The organism is Stenotrophomonas sp. YJH_SMC_81 (assembly GCF_059370875.1).
The window spans coordinates 107,201-125,541 of record NZ_JCAFUB010000005.1; the positions used below are offsets into that span (position 1 = coordinate 107,201).

Sequence of the window (18,341 nt, forward strand, 5' to 3'; positions counted from 1 at the left end):
CGGCGTCGCAGGGGATGAGACCCTGCGCCTGCCACTGCCGTTGACGATCGCCAATGGAGACTGCGGCCAACCCCCAGCCGTGGGGTTGCGGCGACCGACGGCCACAAGATAGTGGGGGTAATGGGGTCCGTCAACGCCAAATGTAGTGAAATTCGGCAATCCCTTGCGCCGCAAGGATCGTGCCATCGGCGCCCTGATCAGACGCTTCAGACCTGCCGGAACGGGCTGCGCAGTCAAGCCCGAAAGGCGTCACTGCGGTGGCACAACGCACCGCGGAAACGGAACAATGACAGCTTCACATGACAGTGATGAAACTGGCTAGGGACAACCCTGTGGATAGGTGGTGGGCATCCGGTGGACGTCGGGATCACCCGCCAGGCAGCGACGCGAGGCCGCATGTGTCGGCCGGGCCGGAGGAGTGGCCGCAGGGAAACGCCGTTGCGCCCTCCCCCCCGATCATTGCCGGCCAGCGGCCGGCACTACCGGAATTCCGGGGTGGTCGTGCCGGCCATTGGCCGGCAACGCACGCCCTCAGGCCCCCTCACGCCCGGTGCGGGGTGCCCAGGTACTCGGCGCTCTGCATCTCGATCAGGCGCGAGGCGGTGCGCTCGAACGCGCCCTGCAGGCGCTGGCCGGTGTACAGCTCGACCGGCGAGGTGCTGGCGGTGCAGACCAGGTTGACGTGGCGGTCGTACAACTCGTCGATCAGGTTGACGAAGCGGCGCGCGGCATCCTCGTTCAGGCGATCGAAGGCGGGAATGCCGCCCAGCAGCACCGTGTTGAACTCGTGCGCGATCTCGATGTAGTCCGAGGGCCCGCGCGGGCCCTCGCACAGCGCGGCGAAATCGAACCAGGCGATGCTCTTGCCGCGGCCGCGGACCGGAATCTTGCGGCCCTCGATCTCGATGTTGCCGGGCTTGGCCGGTTGGCCGCCGCTCAGTTCGCTCCAGCGCGTGGCCAGCCAGTCGTCGCTGTCGGCGGCCAACGGTGCGCGGTACACCGGCGAGCGGGTCAGCGCGCGCATCCGGTAGTCCTCGGTGCCTTCTGCGTACAGCTCCACGCAGAAGCGCTGCAGCAGGCCGATGGCCGGCAGGAAGCTCTCACGCTGCAGGCCGTTGAGGTACAGGTTCTCCACTGCGGTGTTGGAGGTGGTGACCAGGGTCACGCCCTCGGCGAACAGGCGCTCCAGCAGCCGCGCCAGCAGCATCGCATCGCCGATGTCGGTGACGAAGAACTCGTCCAGCACCAGCACGCGCAGGTTGCTGCGCCATTCCTGGGCGATCTTCGCCAGCGGGTCGCTCTGGCCCTGGTGCTCGCGCAGGCGCTCATGGACGCTGCGCATGAAGCGGTGGAAATGCGTGCGGTACTTCTGCTTGATCGGCAGCCCGTCGTAGAACAGGTCGACCAGGAAGGTCTTGCCGCGGCCGACGCCGCCCCAGAAGTACAGGCCCTTCACCGGCTCGGGCTTCTTCCAGAACGCGGACAGGCGGTCCAGCCAACCGTCCTCGGCACTGTCCAGCAGGCCCAGGTGGATGCGGTCCAGCTCGGCCAGCGCTGCATGCTGGGCCGGGTCGTCCTGCCAGTCACCACGGGCGACCCCTTCCGCGTACCGCTGCGACGGGGTCAGCTCGGTTGCACTCATGCCGCCGCGCCCAGCCAGTGCTTCACGCCGTGGGTCAGCGCGCCACGCAGGTCGATCAGCTTGCGGTGGAAGAAGTGGCTGGTCTCGGGCATGCGCACCAGCTCATGCGGGAACTCCAGCGTGTCCAGCCACTGGTAGACAGCCTGCGGGTCGACGATCTCGTCCTGCTCGCCCTGGATCACCAGCCAGCGCGCCGGCGGTACGATGCCATCGAAGTCCCAGCGGCCGGCCGGTGGCGCGATCGAGATCAGCGCCTCCGGCTGCAGCGCGGCAGCGGCCTTCAGCGAAACGAACGAACCGAAGCTGAAACCGGCCAGCCACAGCCGGTCGTGCGGGCGCTGGCTGCGCACCCAGGCGGCGACCGCCTTCAGGTCCTCCTGCTCGCCCACGCCGCCATCGAAGGTACCGGCCGAAGCGCCGACGCTGCGGAAGTTGAAGCGCACCGTGGCGATGCCCAGCTCGCGCAGGGTGGTGGCGGTCATGGTGACCACCTTGTTGTGCAGGGTACCGCCTTCGGTGGACAGCGGATGGCAGACGATGGCCACGATCGGCTGCACCGGCACATCGGCCTTGGGCAGGTCGACGACCACTTCCAGCGGGCCGGCCGGGCCATCCAGTTGGAGACAGGCGGTTTCGCCGGGGGCGACGGGGAACGGGGGCTTGTGCATGGCACCATGATACCGTCCCCCGCCCCTGCCCTGTGCCCGCCCCATGCTCTACCTGTCTTTGGCCGTGATCTGCAGCGTGCTGGTTTCGGGGGTGTTGAAGGTGGCTGGACGCCGCCAGCTGGATGTCGCGCAGATGGTCACCTGGAACTATCTGGTGGCGGCAACGCTCACCGCCGCGGTGCTGCAGCCGCCGCTGGATGCGCTGCGCGCGCCACATGCCCCGTGGCTGTCCTTGCTGGCGCTGGCGGTGGTGCTGCCCTCGATCTTCCTGGTGCTGGGCCGCGCGGTGGCGGTGGCCGGCATCGTGCGCAGCGATGTGGCACAGCGCCTGTCGCTGCTGCTGTCACTGGCTGCCGCCTTCCTGTTCTTCGGCCAGACCGCCACGCCGTGGAAACTTGCCGGGCTCGGCCTGGGCCTGCTGGCGATGGTGGCGATCAGCCTGCGCCCGCGCGGCCCGGCGGTGGCGTCCTCGCCCGGCGGCTGGGGCTGGCTGCTGGGGGTATGGGCCGGGTTTGCGGTGGTGGACGTGCTGCTCAAGCAGGTGGCGCTGTCGGGCACGCCGTCGATGGCGGCGGTGCTGGCCAGCTTCAGCGTAGCCTTCGTGCTGATGCTGGCCCTGCAGCTGTGGCGGCATGTCAGTGGCCGCAGCCGGCTGGCCTGGCACAACCTGGGCGCGGGTGCGCTGCTGGGCCTGCTCAATGGCGGCAACATCCTGTTCTATGTGCATGCGCACCAGTCGATGCCGGACAACCCGGCCACCGTGTTCGCAGGCATGAACATCGGCGTGGTGGTGATGGGTGCACTGGTGGGCGTGTTTGCCTTCGGCGAAACCACCACGAAGTGGAACCGTGCCGGTTTGGCGCTGGCGGTACTGGCGATCGGCTTGATCGCCTGGGGGTGAGCATTGGTCGCGGCGTGCCATTTCCGCGCCCGCGGAGGGATGTCACTTTTCTTTTCGCGCGAAAAGAAAAGTGACCAAAAGAAACGCGCCGCCAGCCGCGAGCCGGTGCTGTGCACCGGTACCCTGCAATGCTCGGCTCGCTTGAAGGCGGAATGGAAGATAAAAAGCAACAGCAGGATCCGTGCCGATCAAGGTCGCTCCCAGAGCAGATCCCCGGCGAACCCTATCTGTCGAAGCCCAGCAGCAGCGGGTCGTGGTCGGAGCTGCGCCAAGGGCCCTGCACGTTGCGGCCCTGGTAACCGCTGGCGTCCTGCTCATCGGCGTTGCTGTGCCATTCGGCGGCGCCGCGCAGGCGCCTGGCCATGCCCGGGCTCAGCAGCGCGTGGTCGAGGCGGCCGGTGTAGCCGTTGTAGACGTAGCTGTAGGGATGCTCGGCCTTGGCGACCTTGAACGCGTCCTGCCAGCCCAGGTCGTGCAGGGTGCGGATCGGATCTTCCATCGCGTAGGCATTGAAATCGCCGAGCAGTACCGCGTCCTTTGTACCGGTACCGGTCGGATCCGTCTGCAGCCAGGCATGCAGCTGCTGCGCCGAGGCCACGCGGGTGGCGTTCCAGCAGCCCTGGTTGTCGTTGCGATCGGCGTCGGCGCCGCTTGCGTCGCGGCAGCCCTTCGACTTGAAGTGATTGGCCACCACAACGAACGGCGCGCCCTGCTTGCCCTGGAAGGCCTGCGCCAGCGGCACGCGGCTGTGCTCGACGAACGGGCCGCCGGTCAACGTGGCCGGCGTGCCGACCGGCTGCAGGCGTGAGCTGCGGTAGATGATGCCGACCCGGATCGGGTTGTCGCCGGGGCCGTTGCCGGCATCGACGAAGCGCCAGTCGCCCTGCGCACCGCGGTCACGGTTGAGCGCATCGACCAGTTCGGCGATGGCCGACTGCGGGCCGTAGCCGTCGTTCTCCAGCTCCATCAGCGCGGCGACGTCGGCGCCCAGCGCGTTGACCGTGGCGACCAGCTTGGCCACCTGCGCCTTGTGCTCGTCCAGCGTGCGGGCGCCGCGCAGGGTCGGGAAGCCGCCGCCCTGGCCGTCACCGTTGAAGAAGTTCTCCAGGTTGAAGGCCGCCACGTGCAGGCTGCCCGGCACCGTCGGCACTGCCGGGCGCTTGAGTTCCGGCAGTTTCAGCACACCTTCGACCTGCAGGCGCGGATGGCCCTGCGCGTCCATGCGCACGATGCCCTGCACGTCACGCAGCTGCATGCCGGTGCGCAGCACCGGGCTGCCCGGCAGGTACGCCACGCTGGCGGGGTCTCGGGCATCACGGCCATCTTCCAGCACCAGGCGGCGGCGCTGGTTGTCGGCCATCACCTGCTCATAGCCGGCAGTACCCGGCGCGGCCACTTCGGTCGGCTGCCAGAGGCGACCATCGAAGGCTACGGTGAGCTGGCCGAAGCGCTCCAGGCCGTCGGTACCGGCCAGGGTCAGCGGTGCGGCAATGCGCACCCGCTGGCCATCCAGCGCGCGCCAGTCGGCCGGCGCGGCGGTCAGCACCACGGTGGCGCTGCTGCGCGCGGCGGAGGGTGGCGCGACCGGTGCGGCCTGCGGCTGGGCCTGGGCAAAGGCGCCGGCCGGCAGCAGCAGGGACAGGGCAAGGGCGAGGGAACGGCGGCGCATCAACGGGCGACTCCATGGAAGAGGCGCACAGACTACCCCTGAAATGCGAAACGCCGCCTGCGCAGCGGGGGCATATGAGCGATCAGGCCTCGGTGGGCAAAGCCGGGGGATCGTAGAGCCGAGCCCATGCTCGGCTGCACCTGGCCACACCGCGCGCAGAGCAGCCGAGCGCGGGCTCGGCTCTACAGGAAGCGGCGCGTTGCGGCGGCTATTTCAGGTTGCCCAGCATCCAGTCCACGGTGGCGTGGATCTGCTCCTCGGTCAGGGCCGGGTTGCCGCCCTTGGGCGGCATGATGCCGCCGTCGGGGCCGGTATAACCCTCGATGGCATGCTTGTAGAGCGTGTCCTTGCCCTGCGCGATGCGCTTGTCCCAGTGCGAATGGTCCAGCGTCGGTGCCATGCCCACGCCGGTGGTGTGGCAGGCGGTGCACAGGTTGTCGAAGATCACCTTGCCATCCTTGGTGCCGCCGTAGGCCACCTGCGACGCGGCCTTGGCCAGCGCGGCGGCCTTGGCGGCAGCCTGCGCGGCGGCGCCGGTGCTGCCGGCATAGACTGCACCGGTGGGCGAGATGCGCTGTTCGGTGCGTTTGGCCGCGGTCGGCGACACCTCGGGCGGAATCCGGGTGTGGATGTAGGCGGCAAGGAGAATGAGGCCGAGGGTGATGGTCGCCAGCAGCGCGATCACCATGGAGAAGCGTTTCAGGAACTCCAGATCGTAATTCCGCACTCTTCGTTACCCCTGGCTGATAGTCGTTGGACCACGGCTGAGCGACTGCGTGATGGGCCGAGTATAGAACGCACTTTGCGTGCGACAACAGGCGTCACTGCTGATGCGGCGCAGCATGCCCACCCGGTAGTGCCGGCCGCTGGCCGGCATCACCCTCCTGCCAGATGGATCGTGCAGAAGCCGGCCAGCGGCCGGCGCTACCGGATTGCCGGGGCGCCGATCGCGCGCAGGCAGAAGCTGCAGATCGCATCCACCAGCGCGTCTTCGTCGCGGTGCGCTTCGCGGCTGGGTGCGGTCGGGCCGACCATCGCTTCGGTGAAGGCACCCACCAGGCAGGCGGCGGCCACATGCGCGTCCTGCGCAGGCAGCTCACCGGCCGACACGCCCTCCTCCACCAGCCGCAGGAACACGTCGCCGAATGCGCGACGACCGCGCATGCGCTCGGCTTCCACATCCGGGTCGACCGGTTCGACGATGAAGGCGTGCGCGAGCCCCGGCCCGGCCAGGGCACGGCGGACGAAGGCGGTGATCGCCAGCCGCAGCCGCTCGCTGGCCGCCTCCGGGCCACTGGCGATCCGCTCCATGATCGCGACCTCGTGGGCCACGGCGGCATTGAGGACTTCCACGAACAGCTCCGCCTTGGATGGGAAATGCCGGTAGATCAGGCCGGTGGACACCCCCGCCTGGGTTGCCACGGCCGTCACCGGGGCATTGCGCCAGCCGCCAGTGGCGACCAGCTCGCGGGTGGCCAGCAGGATCCGTTCTCGGGCGCCCGCCAGGCGTTCTTCCATCAATGCAGAGCGTTTATAGGCCATGTTCTGATTCTAGTTTCAATTTTTGAATTCGTATTCACTTCTTACCCGAACCCCGCTACGCTGGGGCCATCGCCCGTGTAGGTGACGGTCCTGCAGACCGCCGCCCACTCCCCCGCCGGGTGCGTCCATTCCTGCCATCCCGCCGTGGAGCCACCACAATGCACGTGCCATCCCTGAACTTCGATCTTGGCGAAGACATCGACCTGCTGCGCCAGAGCGTGGCCCATTTTGCCGCCGCCGAGGTCGCGCCGCTGGCCGCCGAGGCCGATGCCAGCAACCAGTTCCCGCTGGCCCTGTGGCCGAAGCTGGGCGAACAGGGGCTGCTGGGCCTCACCGTGGAAGAAGCATACGGTGGCACCGGCATGGGCTACCTGGCCCATGTGGTGGCGATGGAAGAGATCTCGCGCGCTTCCGGCGGCATCGGCCTGTCCTATGGCGCGCACTCCAACCTGTGCGTGAACCAGCTGCGCAAGAACGGCAACGAGGAACAGAAGCAGCGCTTCCTGCCCGACCTGTGCAGCGGCGCCAGGGTGGGCGCGCTGGCGATGAGCGAACCGGGCGCCGGTTCGGACGTGGTGTCGATGAAGCTGCGCGCGGACAAGCGCGGCGACCGCTACGTGCTCAACGGCAACAAGATGTGGATCACCAACGGCCCGGATGCCGACGTGCTGGTGGTCTACGCCAAGACCGACATGGAGGCCGGCGCCAAGGGCATCACCGCGTTCCTGGTCGAGAAGGGCATGAAGGGCTTTTCCACCGCGCAGAAGCTGGACAAGCTGGGCATGCGTTCTTCGCCCACCTGCGAGCTGGTGTTCCAGGATTGCGAGATTCCTGAAGAGAACGTGCTGGGCCAGGTTGGCGGTGGCGTGCGCGTGCTGATGTCCGGCCTGGACTACGAGCGCGTGGTGCTGTCCGGTGGCCCGCTGGGCCTGATGGCCGCGGCCATGGACGTGGTGATGCCGTATGTGCACGAGCGCCACCAGTTCGGCGAGCCGATCGGCAGCTTCCAGCTGATCCAGGCCAAGATCGCCGACATGTACGTGGGCCTGGGTGCCTGCCGCGCGTATGTCTATGCCGTGGCACGCGCCTGCGACCAGGGCCGCACCACCCGCCAGGACGCCGCCGGTGCCATCCTGTACGCCGCCGAGAAGGCCACCTGGCTGACTGGCCAGGCGATCCAGATCCTGGGCGGCAACGGCTACATCAACGAATACCCGACCGGCCGCTTGTGGCGCGATGCCAAGCTGTATGAGATCGGCGCCGGCACGTCCGAGATCCGCCGCATGCTGATCGGCCGCGAACTGTTCCAGCGCACCCTGTAAGGCCACTGCGATGACCGTATTGAGCACCCAGCTGCAACCGGGCAGCGAAACGTTTGAAAGCAACCGCGCGGCCATGCAGGCCGTGGTCGACGACCTGCATGCCACCCTCGCCCGCACCGCGCTGGGTGGCAGCGAAGCCGCACGCGCCAAGCACACCGCGCGCGGCAAGCTGCTGGTGCGCGACCGCATCGACGCCCTGCTCGACCCGGGCAGCGCGTTCCTGGAAATCGCGCCGCTGGCCGCGCACGGCATGTACGAAGACACCGTGCCGGCCGCTGGCGTAGTGGCCGGCATCGGCCGCGTCAGTGGCGTGGAATGCGTGATCGTGGCCAACGATGCCACGGTCAAGGGCGGCACCTACTACCCGATGACGGTGAAGAAGCACCTGCGCGCGCAGGAGATCGCCGAGCAGAACCACCTGCCGTGCATCTACCTGGTCGATTCCGGTGGCGCGTTCCTGCCGCTGCAGGACGAAGTCTTTCCCGACCGCGACCATTTCGGCCGCATCTTCTACAACCAGGCCAACCTGTCGGCACAGGGCATTCCGCAGATCGCCTGCGTGATGGGCAGCTGCACCGCTGGTGGTGCCTATGTGCCAGCGATGAGCGACGAGACGGTGATCGTGCGCGAGCAGGGCACGATCTTCCTCGGCGGCCCGCCGCTGGTGAAGGCGGCCACCGGCGAAGTGGTGACGGCCGAGGAACTGGGTGGTGCCGATGTGCACACGCGCATCTCCGGCGTGGCTGACCACATGGCCGACAACGACCTGCAGGCACTGGCACGGGTGCGCGCGATCATCGCCCAGCTCAACTGGCGCAAGCCGGAACCGGCCATGGCGGTGCAGGCGCCCGAGGAACCGCTGCTGCCGGCACACGAACTGTACGGGGTGATCCCGGCCGATACGCGCAAGCCCTACGACGTACGCGAAGTGATCGCGCGGCTGGTCGATGGCTCACGCTTCGACGAATTCAAGCCGCGCTACGGCGCAACGCTGGTCACCGGCTTCGCCCATCTGAACGGCTACCCGATCGGCATCATCGCCAACAACGGCATCCTGTTCTCCGAGTCGGCACTGAAGGGCGCGCACTTCATCGAGCTGTGCACCCAGCGCAACATCCCGCTGGTGTTCCTGCAGAACATCACCGGCTTCATGGTCGGTCGAAAGTACGAACAGGGTGGTATCGCCAAGGACGGGGCCAAGCTGGTGATGGCGGTGGCCTGCGCCAGGGTACCCAAGTTCACCGTGGTGATCGGTGGCTCGTTCGGTGCCGGCAACTACGGCATGTGCGGCCGTGCATACTCGCCGAACTTCCTGTGGATGTGGCCGAACGCGCGCATCGGCGTGATGGGTGGCGAACAGGCCGCCAGCGTGCTGGCCACGGTCAAGCGCGATGGCATCGAGGCCAAGGGCGGCCAGTGGCCGGCAGCGGAGGAAGACGCGTTCAAGGCACCGATCCGCGATCAGTTCGAGCAGCAGGGCCACCCGTACTACGCCAGCGCACGCCTGTGGGACGACGGCGTGATCGATCCGGCCGACACCCGCCGGGTGCTGGCGCTGGCGCTGTCGGCCAGCCTCAACGCCGCCCCGCAGCAGACGCGCTTCGGCGTGTTCCGCATGTAACCCGTGCCATGACCGAGCCTGTTGCCATGTTCACCAAAGTCCTGATCGCCAACCGCGGCGAAATCGCCTGCCGCGTCATCGCCACCTGCCGCCGCCTCGGCATCGCCACCGTGGCGGTGTATTCCGATGCCGACCGCAACGCACGCCACGTACGCCTGGCCGACGAGGCCATCCACATCGGCCCGGCCGCCGCGCGTGAGAGCTACCTGCGCGGCGACGCCCTGCTCGACGCCGCACGCCTGACCGGCGCGCAGGCGATCCACCCCGGTTACGGCTTCCTGTCCGAGAATGCCGACTTCGCCGATGCCTGCGCCGCCGCCGGCGTCACCTTCATCGGGCCGCCGGCCAGCGCGATCCGCGCGATGGGTGACAAGAGCGCGGCCAAGGCGTTGATGGCCAAGGCCGGTGTGCCACTGACGCCGGGCTACCACGGCGACCAGCAGGAGCCGACGTTCCTGCGCGCGCAGGCCGATGCCATCGGCTACCCGGTACTGATCAAGGCCAGCGCCGGTGGCGGTGGCAAGGGCATGCGCAAGGTCGAACGCAGCGAGGACTTCGTCGATGCACTGGCCAGCTGCCAGCGCGAGGCCGCCTCGGCATTCGGCAACGACCATGTGCTGGTCGAGAAGTACGTCGAGCGCCCGCGCCATATCGAGATCCAGGTGTTCGGCGACAGCCACGGTGATGCGGTCTACCTGTTCGAGCGCGATTGCTCGGTGCAGCGCCGCCACCAGAAGGTGCTGGAAGAAGCGCCCGCCCCGGGCATGAGCCCCGAACGTCGTGCGGCGATGGGCAAGGCCGCGGTCGATGCCGCGCGCGCGGTGGGCTACGTCGGCGCCGGAACGGTGGAGTTCATCGCCGGCCCGGACGGCGATTTCTACTTCATGGAGATGAACACCCGCCTGCAGGTCGAGCACCCGGTGACCGAGTACATCACCGGCACCGACCTGGTGGAGTGGCAGCTGCGCGTAGCCTCGGGCCAGCCACTGCCGCTGCGCCAGGAGCAGCTGGCGATCCACGGCCACGCCATCGAGGCGCGGCTGTATGCCGAAGACGCCGACCGTGGTTTCCTGCCGTCCACCGGCCTCCTGCGCCGCCTGCGCCTGCCGGCGCCGTCGACTCATGTGCGCGTGGATACCGGTGTCGAGGAAGGCGACAGCATCACGCCGTACTACGATCCCATGATTGCCAAGCTGATCGTCTGGGACGTGGGCCGCGACGCCGCACTGCGCCGCATGAGCCAGGCCCTGGCCGACTGCCAGGTGGTGGGCGTGACCACCAATGCCGGTTTCCTGCGCCGCCTGGTGAACACCGATTCGTTTACCCACGCCAAGCTGGATACCGCGCTGATCGAGCGCGAGCAGGCCGCATTGGGCCAGGTGGGTGACAGCGATGATGCGCTGTGGCTGCTGGCGGCGGTGGCCGCCGTGGCCACTACTGCAGGTGCAGCCAGCGACGCGCGCGACCCGCATTCGCCGTGGCAGGCGCAGGACGGCTGGCGCCTTGGCGCGCCCGCGCCGCGCGTGCTGCCGCTGCAGCAGGGCGAATGCCGGCACACGCTGAAGGTGTGGGCGCAGGCCGATGGCTGGCGCGTGCAGTGCGATGACGCAGCACCCGTGCAGGTGATCGGCACCGCCGATGTGCGGGGGCTGGCGGTGCAGCTGGGCGGGCGCCGCTGGACACTGCAGCTGCTGCGCGACGGTGACCAGCTGTACCTGTTCGGCACCGACGGCCAGCACCGTTTCACCCTGCATGATCCGGTGAGCGAATCGGACCACGCCGTGGCCGATGCCGGCAGCCTGCTGGCACCGATGCCCGGGAAGATCGTGGCCACGCTGGTCGCCGCCGGTACCGAGGTCAAGCGCGGCACGCCGCTGGTGGTGTTGGAAGCGATGAAGATGGAGCACACCCTGCAGGCGCCGGCCGACGGCACGGTGAAGGGCTACCGCGCCAAGGCCGGTGACCAGGTCAACGACGGCGCGGTGCTGGTGGACTTCGAAGCGGCGTGAACGCCGGGGCGACGGTCGCTCAGCGGTCGTCGCCCGCCGTCACCCGACCAGCGGGATCGAATTCGGCCGTGTCCAGTGTGGCACTGCGCCAGCCCAGGCCGCAGATGGCCATCGCGCTCTGGCCGATGCCATCGAAGCCGAAGGCACGATCGACATCGGCATCGTTGATGGCTGCGGTGACGAAGGCGGCCAGGCCGCGCTCGGTCGCGCACAGGTACAGCAGCTGCGAGATGTGACCGACATCCAGCGTCACCGCACGGTGCGCCTTGGCGTGGTTGCGGTACTTCCAGAAGCAGCGGTCATAGCGCGGCGCCAGCACCAGCAGCGCCGGCGCATCGGCGAACCACGCCTGTCCGGACAGCATCCGCCGCGCCAGCGCCGGCAGTGCCTGCGACGGTGGCGAGGGCAGCGGCAGCACGGCGTGCTGCACCGGGTGGTAGTGATACAGGCCCGGTGCCAGTCCTTCCACGTTCTGCACCAGCAGGAAGCCTTCGGTGGGATGCAGGCCGCCACCGGAAGGCACGTTCTTCTTCAGGAACTCGGTATCGCGCTCGACCTTCTGCACCGCGTGCGCCATCAGCGTGCGCTGCAGCACCTGGGCCAGCAACGGCAGCGGCAACGCGCGCTGCGGGTCGAAATTGCGGCAGGTGGTGCGGCGCGCCAGCAGTGCGTCGAACGCGGCCTCTTCGCTGCGCGGCAGCGGCTGGTAGTCGCCCTGCATGGGCTGCACCACCGGCGGTGGCGGCCCGAGGCGCTGGCGCAGGCCGGCAGCGGTGTCCAACCCCTGCCGGCGCATGTCCTCCACGCTGTCCACGGCCTGCCAGCGTGCATGGCGATGGGCCAGTGCAGCCAGCGGCCACCACTGGCTGCGCCGCAGCGCCTCGTCGCGCAGCTGGTGCCCCACCTCGCTCGGCGGGTCGGTCAGCAGCAGGCCCTGCTCGACCAGGCGGGCCAGCATCGCCGGGGAGGCATCGGCGGGCGGTTCGCTCCAGCGGTGCGCGCTGAGCTCGCCCAGCAGCTGGCGCTCCTCGGCGTCCACCGGCAGCGGCTGGTCCAGATGCGCGGCCAGCGCCACCCAGCTGATCTGGCTGTCCATCTCGGCGTGGCCGGCCAGCATCGCGCGCAGGTCCAGGGTGACCGCCTCGCGGGGCTCGAACATCAGGCTGGCGCAGCGGCGCAGGCGCATCGGTTTCCTTCCTTCTGCCGCACAACCGGCATAGCAGCAACGACCGCGGCGCGGCCAACTTTAGCGATGTGCACAGCGCGGCCCTCAATGGCAGGCTGTCGCGGCCGATACGAGAAACTCCACTTACGGACGATCCCCATGAGCACCCATCCCCGCCTTTCCGCCGCAGACGCCAGCCTCCTGCTGGACCACCTGATCGGCAGCGACGACTTCCGCAGCCACTTCACCGCGTCGCCGGCCAAGGCCCTGGCCTCGATCGGGCTGGACGGTGCCGTTGGCGAGAACGACTGCATGAAGATCGGCACCCTGGCCTCGGTCGAAGAGCTGAGCCAGGTGCGTGACGGGCTGCAGGCCCACCTGTCCGGGTCGGTGGCGGCCATGACCGTGGTGTTCTGCTTCGAAGCCGGCAAGGTCGGCGAGCGCATCGACGGTTGACCCGCCATCAGGGCGCGCCGGCCGTGGCCGGCGATGCCCACATGGACACGTCATGCACGTTCAGTGGTTGCCAGACCTGCATGGCGGTGACCTCGGCAATGGCCTGGCCGCGATGCTGGGACAGCCAGGCCTGCTCGCGGCGTACCGCGGCTTCATTGCCCTGTGCGCGCAGCGCGAGCAGCAGCACGACGTGTGCCTGCACCGGCTCGCTGCCATCGAGCATCGGCTCGATCAGCGCGCGGGCTGCATCGGGCCGCTGCATCTGCAGTTCGTCCATGGCGCTGACGATGCGCAGCCAGCGGTCCGCGACCGGACTGCGCAGGCTGCGCAGCAGGGGCCGCTGCTCGTCCAGCCAGCGCCTGGCCAGTTCGAACTGGCCCTGCCGCTGCGCCAGGTGGACCAGTGCCAGCCATTGCAGGCCACGGGCATGCAGCATGGGATCATCACGCTCCTGCAGCATCGGCTGCAGCAGCGCCGCAATGGCCTGCAGCCCGGCACGGTCAGCGCTCGGGCACAGCGCCGCCACGCTGGCGTGCTGCAGGCGCTGCTGCACCTGCAGGTCGATCAGCGTCGGCGCCGCTGCATCTTCGCGTATCGCCTGCTGCATGGCCGCGCAATCGCGCTGCGCAGCAGCCAGCAACAACTGCGCACGCAGCTTCATCCGCTGCTGCAGGGCATCGCTGGCATGGATCTGCGGTAACAGCTTCGCTGCCTTGGCGTACTGCCCCTGGGCCACCAGCACATCCACACCGGTCTCATCGGCGTCATCACGGCCGCGCAGGACCTGCGCCTGGGCCAGTGTTTCGGCAGCGAGCTGCGGTTGGTTGGCAGCGATCTGTATCCGCACCAGATGGACCAGCGGATACAGCCGCAGCGGATCCTGCGGTACTGCGGCCGCACGCGCATAGGGTTCGGCCTCGCTGAACTGGTTGGCCTGCAGCAGGTACCAGGAGGTGTTGGACAGCCCCGCGAACGAATCCGGATAGACCTTGGCCAGCGTGCGCCATTGCTCCAGCGCCCAGCCACCCGGCTCCAGCTCGGCCATCCAGGCCTTCAGATACAGCCGCTCGCGTGGCGGCAGCCGATCCTGCAGGTCCAGCGCATGCTGCATGGCTTCGCGTGCACGCCGCCCTTCTTCGACGCGCGCATGCAGTTTGGCCACGCCCATGTAGGCCAGGGCGAAACCGGGATCGATATCGATCGCCGCCTGGTACAGGTTGCGCGCCTCCTCGAAGCGCCGCTGGCCCAGTGCACTTTCCGCCAGTGCGAATGCACGCAGTGCGCGCAGATCCTGGGTCGATGCCCGCGGCAGCGGCAACGACTGTTCCAGGCTCGCCACCGATTCGCCCAGTCCGCGACGCAGGCGCCCGACCACGTCGTCCACCGCGAACACCATCTGGTCGGATCGATCCACGGTGGCGGTGAACGTCTGGATCACCTGGCCGCTGCCGGGTGCGGCGACATCGATGGCCAGCTCGTAGCCACCGATCTTCTGCCGCACCGTCGGCAGCAGCACGGCGCGCGCGCCTTCCCGCACCGCCACGTTGGCCGCGGTATCGCGGCTGAGCCGGGTATCGCCCGAGAGCCGCGCCATTTCCAGGCTTTCGCGGATCTTGCCCTCCGACAGCACGTTCACGTAGCGCGATTGCTCCAGCGCGATCCGGATCGCGTGCCGCATCGAGTCGTCGAAGATCGGGTCGCCGGTGAGGTTGTCGACATCACCGAGCACCACCCAGTCGCGCTCGGCGAACGCGATCGCCGGTTCCGGCCGCAGCAGCAGCCAGCCGCCCAGCACCGCCACCGCCAGCACCAGGCCTTCGGCGGCCAGCACCAGCGGCTGCCGCCACAACGGCAGGTCGCGGCGGGCCTTGGCATTGGCACGCGGCATGCGCAGCGGTGCGGAGCCGATCTCGCCCACTTCGATCACTTCCTGTACCACCGGCACGCCCTTGAAGCGCCAGCGCCCGTGCGACTTCCACAACAGGCGCGTGCCGCGCTCGCCCAACGCATCGGTGGCACGGCGGGTCAGCGATTCGGCTACCGCCGACAACAGGATCTGGCCGGGCCGGGCCAGCATCATCAGGCGCGCCGCCATCGGCTTGGCCAGGCCTTCCACTTCCATCGACTTGGCGCCGGCGCGGACTGCCTCGGCACTGTTTTCCCAGGTCAGCACGTCGCCCACATGCAGGCCAGCACGCGCGCGCAGTTCAATCGCACGCTGCTGGCCCAGCGCATGCAGTTCACGCTGGTAGTCCAGGGCGAAGCCCAGGGCATCGATGGCGCGCTCGAACAGCATGAACAGGCCGTCCGAACGATCGATCAGCTGGCCATTCCAGCGGTGCTGCAGCACCAGCACCAGGCGGTCGTGTTCCTGGAACAGGCTCGCCGCCGCCACGTCGCCGATCCGCTCGACCAGCTGCAGCGAATCACACAGATCAGTGAACAGCAGGGCGCGTAGCTGTGGGCTATGCGGGGCTGACGTTCCGTTGTCGCCATTCATCGCCTGCATCTCCCTATTGGCCGTCCGGATCATCCACCCAGCGCAGGCAGTTGCCGCCATCACGCTTGGCCCGGTACAGCGCCCGATCGGCGCTGGCATACCACTCACTCCAGCCCGCGTCGGCATCCAGCAGGCTGGCTCCGATGCTGACCAGGCTTACATGCGGCGTGCCGTGACTGCGCTCGAGCAGGCCGTGCACCGCGCTGAGGATGAACTCGGCAGCGTGCTGCACGATCTCGCGGTTGCCACGGCGCAGCATCAGGCAGAACTCATCGCCGCCAAGCCGGCAGGCCAGATCCTGCTCGCCAGCCATCGAGCGCAGGATGTTGCCCATGCTCTGCAGCACGCGGTCGCCGGCCTGGTGGCCGTGGCGGTCGTTGATCTGCTTGAAGCGGTCGCAGTCGATCAGCAGCAGCGCCTGTGGCGGCCCCTCGGCACGCTCGCGGCACTCCTGCAGGTACAGGGTGAGGCCACGGCGGTTGTGCAGGCCGGTCAGTTCATCGGTACGCACCAGCTCGCGGGTGTGGGTCAGCTGGTGGGTAGTGATGTAGAGGTTGTCCAGCGCGGTTTCCAGATCGTGGTTGCGCCGGCGCAGCTGGCTGATCAAGGCCTGTTCGTTGGCCAGCACGCGCATGATCGTGCGGCGCAGGAAATAGGCCACCAGGCCCGGATTGGATTCGACCAGCCGGTGGAAATCAGCCGGCCCCAGTTCCAGCACATCGCAGTCGACCAGCGCGCGCGCGCTCGCGCTGCGCAGGTGGTCGCCGACCAGCAGGCCCAGTTCTCCGAAGAACTCATGCTGCCCGAGTGTCTTGATCACCAGGTCCTCGCCGAAGTCCAGTTCGATCTGGCCTTCGAGGATCACATACATGCGCTCGCCGCGGTGACCACGCTGGAACAGCCACTGTCCGGCACGGAGCTTGCATGCGCGGGCGAATCTGGCAAACAATGCCACCTCGGCATCTGACAACAGCGCGTGCACGATCTCGGCCATCGCCACCCGGGCGATACCTGTCGTCACATCACTGTTCTCGGCCGCACCCCTGCCGGTCATTCCCTGCACCCGCCGCCAGCGTCCCCTGGTGAGCCGCGGAGCATAGCACCGCTTTAAAGTGTGCGCCCTATCTCATTTTGACCGCTCTGCCGATCTTGATTGATGTGAAGATCGGTGGTGGCCCGTTCTGGTCACGGGCGCCCGGGCAAAACCCCTGCTGGATCAATTCGATGCCGGGTTTCACAGGGTTTCGGCCAAGTTGCCGGAACCCGGGGTGCGCCTGATTGACGCTGCCCGCTGGCTGCCCCTTGCATCGATACAACAACGCCGGCAGGTCCCCCGACCGGCCGGCGTTGCCTGGCCCTTCCCTGGCCACCCTGATCGGATTTCCAGGGCCCGGTAGAGCCGGCCGCTGGCCGGCTGCCACGCAGCGCCCGGAGCATCCCGTGATTGCCGGCCAGCGGCCGGCACTACCGGATCACGCCGCGCACCGGATCACGCCGCGCGTTCGCTGCGCCCGCCGTGGAACTGCTCTTCCTCGGTCGAGCCGGTCAGCGCGGTGGTCGACGACTGGCCCTGCTGGATCGCCTGGGTCACCGCATCGAAATAGCCGGTACCGACCTCACGCTGGTGCTTGACCGCAGTGAAACCGCGCTCGGCCGCTTCGAACTCGGCTTCCTGCAGTTCCACGAACGCACTCATCTGGCGGCGTGCGTAGCCGTGGGCCAGATTGAACATGCCGTAGTTCAACGCATGGAACCCTGCCAGGGTGATGAACTGGAACTTGTAGCCGTAGCTGCCCAGTTCGCGCTGGAACTTGGCAATGGTGGCGTCGTCCAGGTTCTTCTTCCAGTTGAAGCTGGGCGAGCAGTTGTAGGCCAGCAGCTTGCCGGGGAACTTCGCATGGATCGCCTCGGCGAATTTCCGTGCAAATTCCAGGTCCGGCTTGCCGGTCTCGCACCACACCAGGTCGGCGTAGGGCGCATAGGCCAGGCCGCGGCTGATCGCCTGGTCCAGGCCGTTGCGGGTCTTGTAGAAGCCTTCGACGGTACGCTCACCGGTGGTGAACGGCTTGTCGTTGCCGTCGATGTCACTGGTCAGCAGATCCGCAGCTTCGGCATCGGTGCGCGCGACCAGCAGGGTCGGCACGCCCATCACGTCGGCGGCCAGGCGTGCGGCGTTGAGCTTCTCGATCGCCTCGCGGGTCGGCACCAGCACCTTGCCGCCCATGTGCCCGCACTTCTTCACCGAGGCCAGCTGGTCCTCGAAGTGCACGCCGGCGGCGCCGGCCTCGATCATCGCCTTCATCAGTTCAAAGGCGTTGAGCACGCCGCCGAAGCCGGCCTCGGCATCGGCCACGATCGGCTGCAGGAAGTCGATGTCATCCTTGCCTTCGGCGTGATGCAGCTGGTCGGCGCGCAGCAGCGTGTTGTTGATGCGCTTGACCACCGCCGGCACCGAATCAGCCGGGTACAGCGACTGGTCCGGATACATCTGCCCGGCCAGGTTGGCGTCGGCCGCCACCTGCCAACCGGACAGGTAGATCGCCTTCAGGCCGGCCTTGACCTGCTGCATGGCCTGATTGCCGGTCAGTGCACCCAGCGCGTTGACGAACTCGCGCTCGTGCAGTGACGCCCACAGCTTCTCGGCGCCCAGGCGGGCCAGCGAATGCTCGATGTGGACGGTGCCGCGCAGGCGCACCACGTCGGCAGCGCTGTAGTTGCGCTGGATGCCTTCCCAACGCGGGTGGGTATCCCAGTCGTGCTGGATCTGTTCGGCAGTGGGCAGCTTGCTCATGTCTTTCTCCAGTTCGGTTCGTGCGTGCGGCGGGGAGGGAAACGGCGGCAGACGC

The 18,341-nt window shown here is 68.2% G+C and carries 14 protein-coding genes; 5 read left to right on the top strand and 9 right to left on the bottom strand.

Annotation, left to right across the window (positions count from 1 at the left end; all coding sequences use genetic code 11):
* Positions 1 to 541: 541 nt before the first annotated feature.
* Positions 542 to 1,642 (bottom strand): cell division protein ZapE, encoded by a 1,101-nt coding sequence (gene zapE / locus AC5P8U_RS12375; RefSeq protein WP_061480271.1) that lies wholly within the window; start codon positions 1,640 to 1,642, stop codon positions 542 to 544.
* Entirely contained in the window at positions 1,639 to 2,310 is a 672-nt protein-coding gene (locus tag AC5P8U_RS12380; protein ID WP_111201772.1) for an alpha/beta hydrolase, read from the bottom strand. Before AC5P8U_RS12380 ends, zapE begins: the two co-directional genes overlap by 4 nt.
* A gap of 43 nt (positions 2,311 to 2,353) precedes the next feature.
* On the opposite strand from AC5P8U_RS12380, the gene AC5P8U_RS12385 reads away from it, so the two are divergent.
* On the top strand, positions 2,354 to 3,211 hold the full coding sequence (locus tag AC5P8U_RS12385) for an EamA/RhaT family transporter (protein WP_495214167.1): 858 nt from the start codon (positions 2,354 to 2,356) through the stop codon (positions 3,209 to 3,211).
* Positions 3,212 to 3,434: 223 nt separating this feature from the next.
* On the opposite strand, the gene AC5P8U_RS12390 is transcribed toward AC5P8U_RS12385, so the two are convergent.
* The 3 genes from AC5P8U_RS12390 to AC5P8U_RS12400 form a co-directional block, all read right to left on the bottom strand.
* Positions 3,435 to 4,880, bottom strand: a complete 1,446-nt coding sequence (locus AC5P8U_RS12390) for an ExeM/NucH family extracellular endonuclease (protein WP_088496131.1) — start codon at positions 4,878 to 4,880, stop codon at positions 3,435 to 3,437.
* Between the two features lie 208 nt (positions 4,881 to 5,088).
* Positions 5,089 to 5,607: a c-type cytochrome gene (locus AC5P8U_RS12395; protein ID WP_005407662.1), complete on the bottom strand. Its 519-nt coding sequence runs from the start codon at positions 5,605 to 5,607 to the stop codon at positions 5,089 to 5,091.
* A gap of 197 nt (positions 5,608 to 5,804) precedes the next feature.
* Positions 5,805 to 6,422 carry a TetR/AcrR family transcriptional regulator gene (locus tag AC5P8U_RS12400; protein WP_312002661.1) on the bottom strand — a complete coding sequence of 206 codons (618 nt, stop codon included), beginning with the start codon at positions 6,420 to 6,422 and terminating at the stop codon, positions 5,805 to 5,807.
* A 158-nt stretch (positions 6,423 to 6,580) separates the two neighbouring features.
* Between AC5P8U_RS12400 and AC5P8U_RS12405 the strand changes: the two genes are divergently transcribed.
* From AC5P8U_RS12405 to AC5P8U_RS12415, 3 genes are read left to right on the top strand one after another with little or no spacing between them, the layout of a single operon-like run.
* Positions 6,581 to 7,744 (top strand): isovaleryl-CoA dehydrogenase, encoded by a 1,164-nt coding sequence (locus AC5P8U_RS12405; RefSeq protein WP_072167315.1) that lies wholly within the window; start codon positions 6,581 to 6,583, stop codon positions 7,742 to 7,744.
* A 10-nt stretch (positions 7,745 to 7,754) separates the two neighbouring features.
* Positions 7,755 to 9,365 carry a carboxyl transferase domain-containing protein gene (locus AC5P8U_RS12410; RefSeq protein ID WP_065196009.1) on the top strand — a complete coding sequence of 537 codons (1,611 nt, stop codon included), beginning with the start codon at positions 7,755 to 7,757 and terminating at the stop codon, positions 9,363 to 9,365.
* Between the two features lie 26 nt (positions 9,366 to 9,391).
* Positions 9,392 to 11,374: an acetyl-CoA carboxylase biotin carboxylase subunit gene (locus tag AC5P8U_RS12415; protein WP_088496133.1), complete on the top strand. Its 1,983-nt coding sequence runs from the start codon at positions 9,392 to 9,394 to the stop codon at positions 11,372 to 11,374.
* Between the two features lie 19 nt (positions 11,375 to 11,393).
* Here the strand turns inward: AC5P8U_RS12415 and AC5P8U_RS12420 are convergent, their stop codons facing one another.
* Positions 11,394 to 12,560, bottom strand: coding sequence for a putative peptide maturation dehydrogenase (locus AC5P8U_RS12420; RefSeq protein WP_065178401.1), 1,167 nt, complete (start codon positions 12,558 to 12,560; stop codon positions 11,394 to 11,396).
* 138 nt (positions 12,561 to 12,698) lie between these two features.
* On the opposite strand from AC5P8U_RS12420, the gene AC5P8U_RS12425 reads away from it, so the two are divergent.
* Positions 12,699 to 12,995 carry an NHLP-related RiPP peptide gene (locus AC5P8U_RS12425; protein ID WP_072167317.1) on the top strand — a complete coding sequence of 99 codons (297 nt, stop codon included), beginning with the start codon at positions 12,699 to 12,701 and terminating at the stop codon, positions 12,993 to 12,995.
* A 7-nt stretch (positions 12,996 to 13,002) separates the two neighbouring features.
* Here AC5P8U_RS12425 and AC5P8U_RS12430 read toward each other — a convergent pair whose 3' ends face one another.
* The 3 genes from AC5P8U_RS12430 to aceA all read right to left on the bottom strand — a co-directional run bounded on the left by AC5P8U_RS12430 (position 13,003) and on the right by aceA (position 18,286).
* Positions 13,003 to 15,495: a putative peptide modification system cyclase gene (locus AC5P8U_RS12430; protein ID WP_242015892.1), complete on the bottom strand. Its 2,493-nt coding sequence runs from the start codon at positions 15,493 to 15,495 to the stop codon at positions 13,003 to 13,005.
* A gap of 13 nt (positions 15,496 to 15,508) precedes the next feature.
* Positions 15,509 to 16,549, bottom strand: coding sequence for a GGDEF domain-containing protein (locus AC5P8U_RS12435; protein WP_061480263.1), 1,041 nt, complete (start codon positions 16,547 to 16,549; stop codon positions 15,509 to 15,511).
* A gap of 435 nt (positions 16,550 to 16,984) precedes the next feature.
* Positions 16,985 to 18,286, bottom strand: a complete 1,302-nt coding sequence (gene aceA / locus AC5P8U_RS12440; protein WP_111201766.1) for an isocitrate lyase — start codon at positions 18,284 to 18,286, stop codon at positions 16,985 to 16,987.
* Between the last annotated feature and the right edge of the window lie 55 nt (positions 18,287 to 18,341).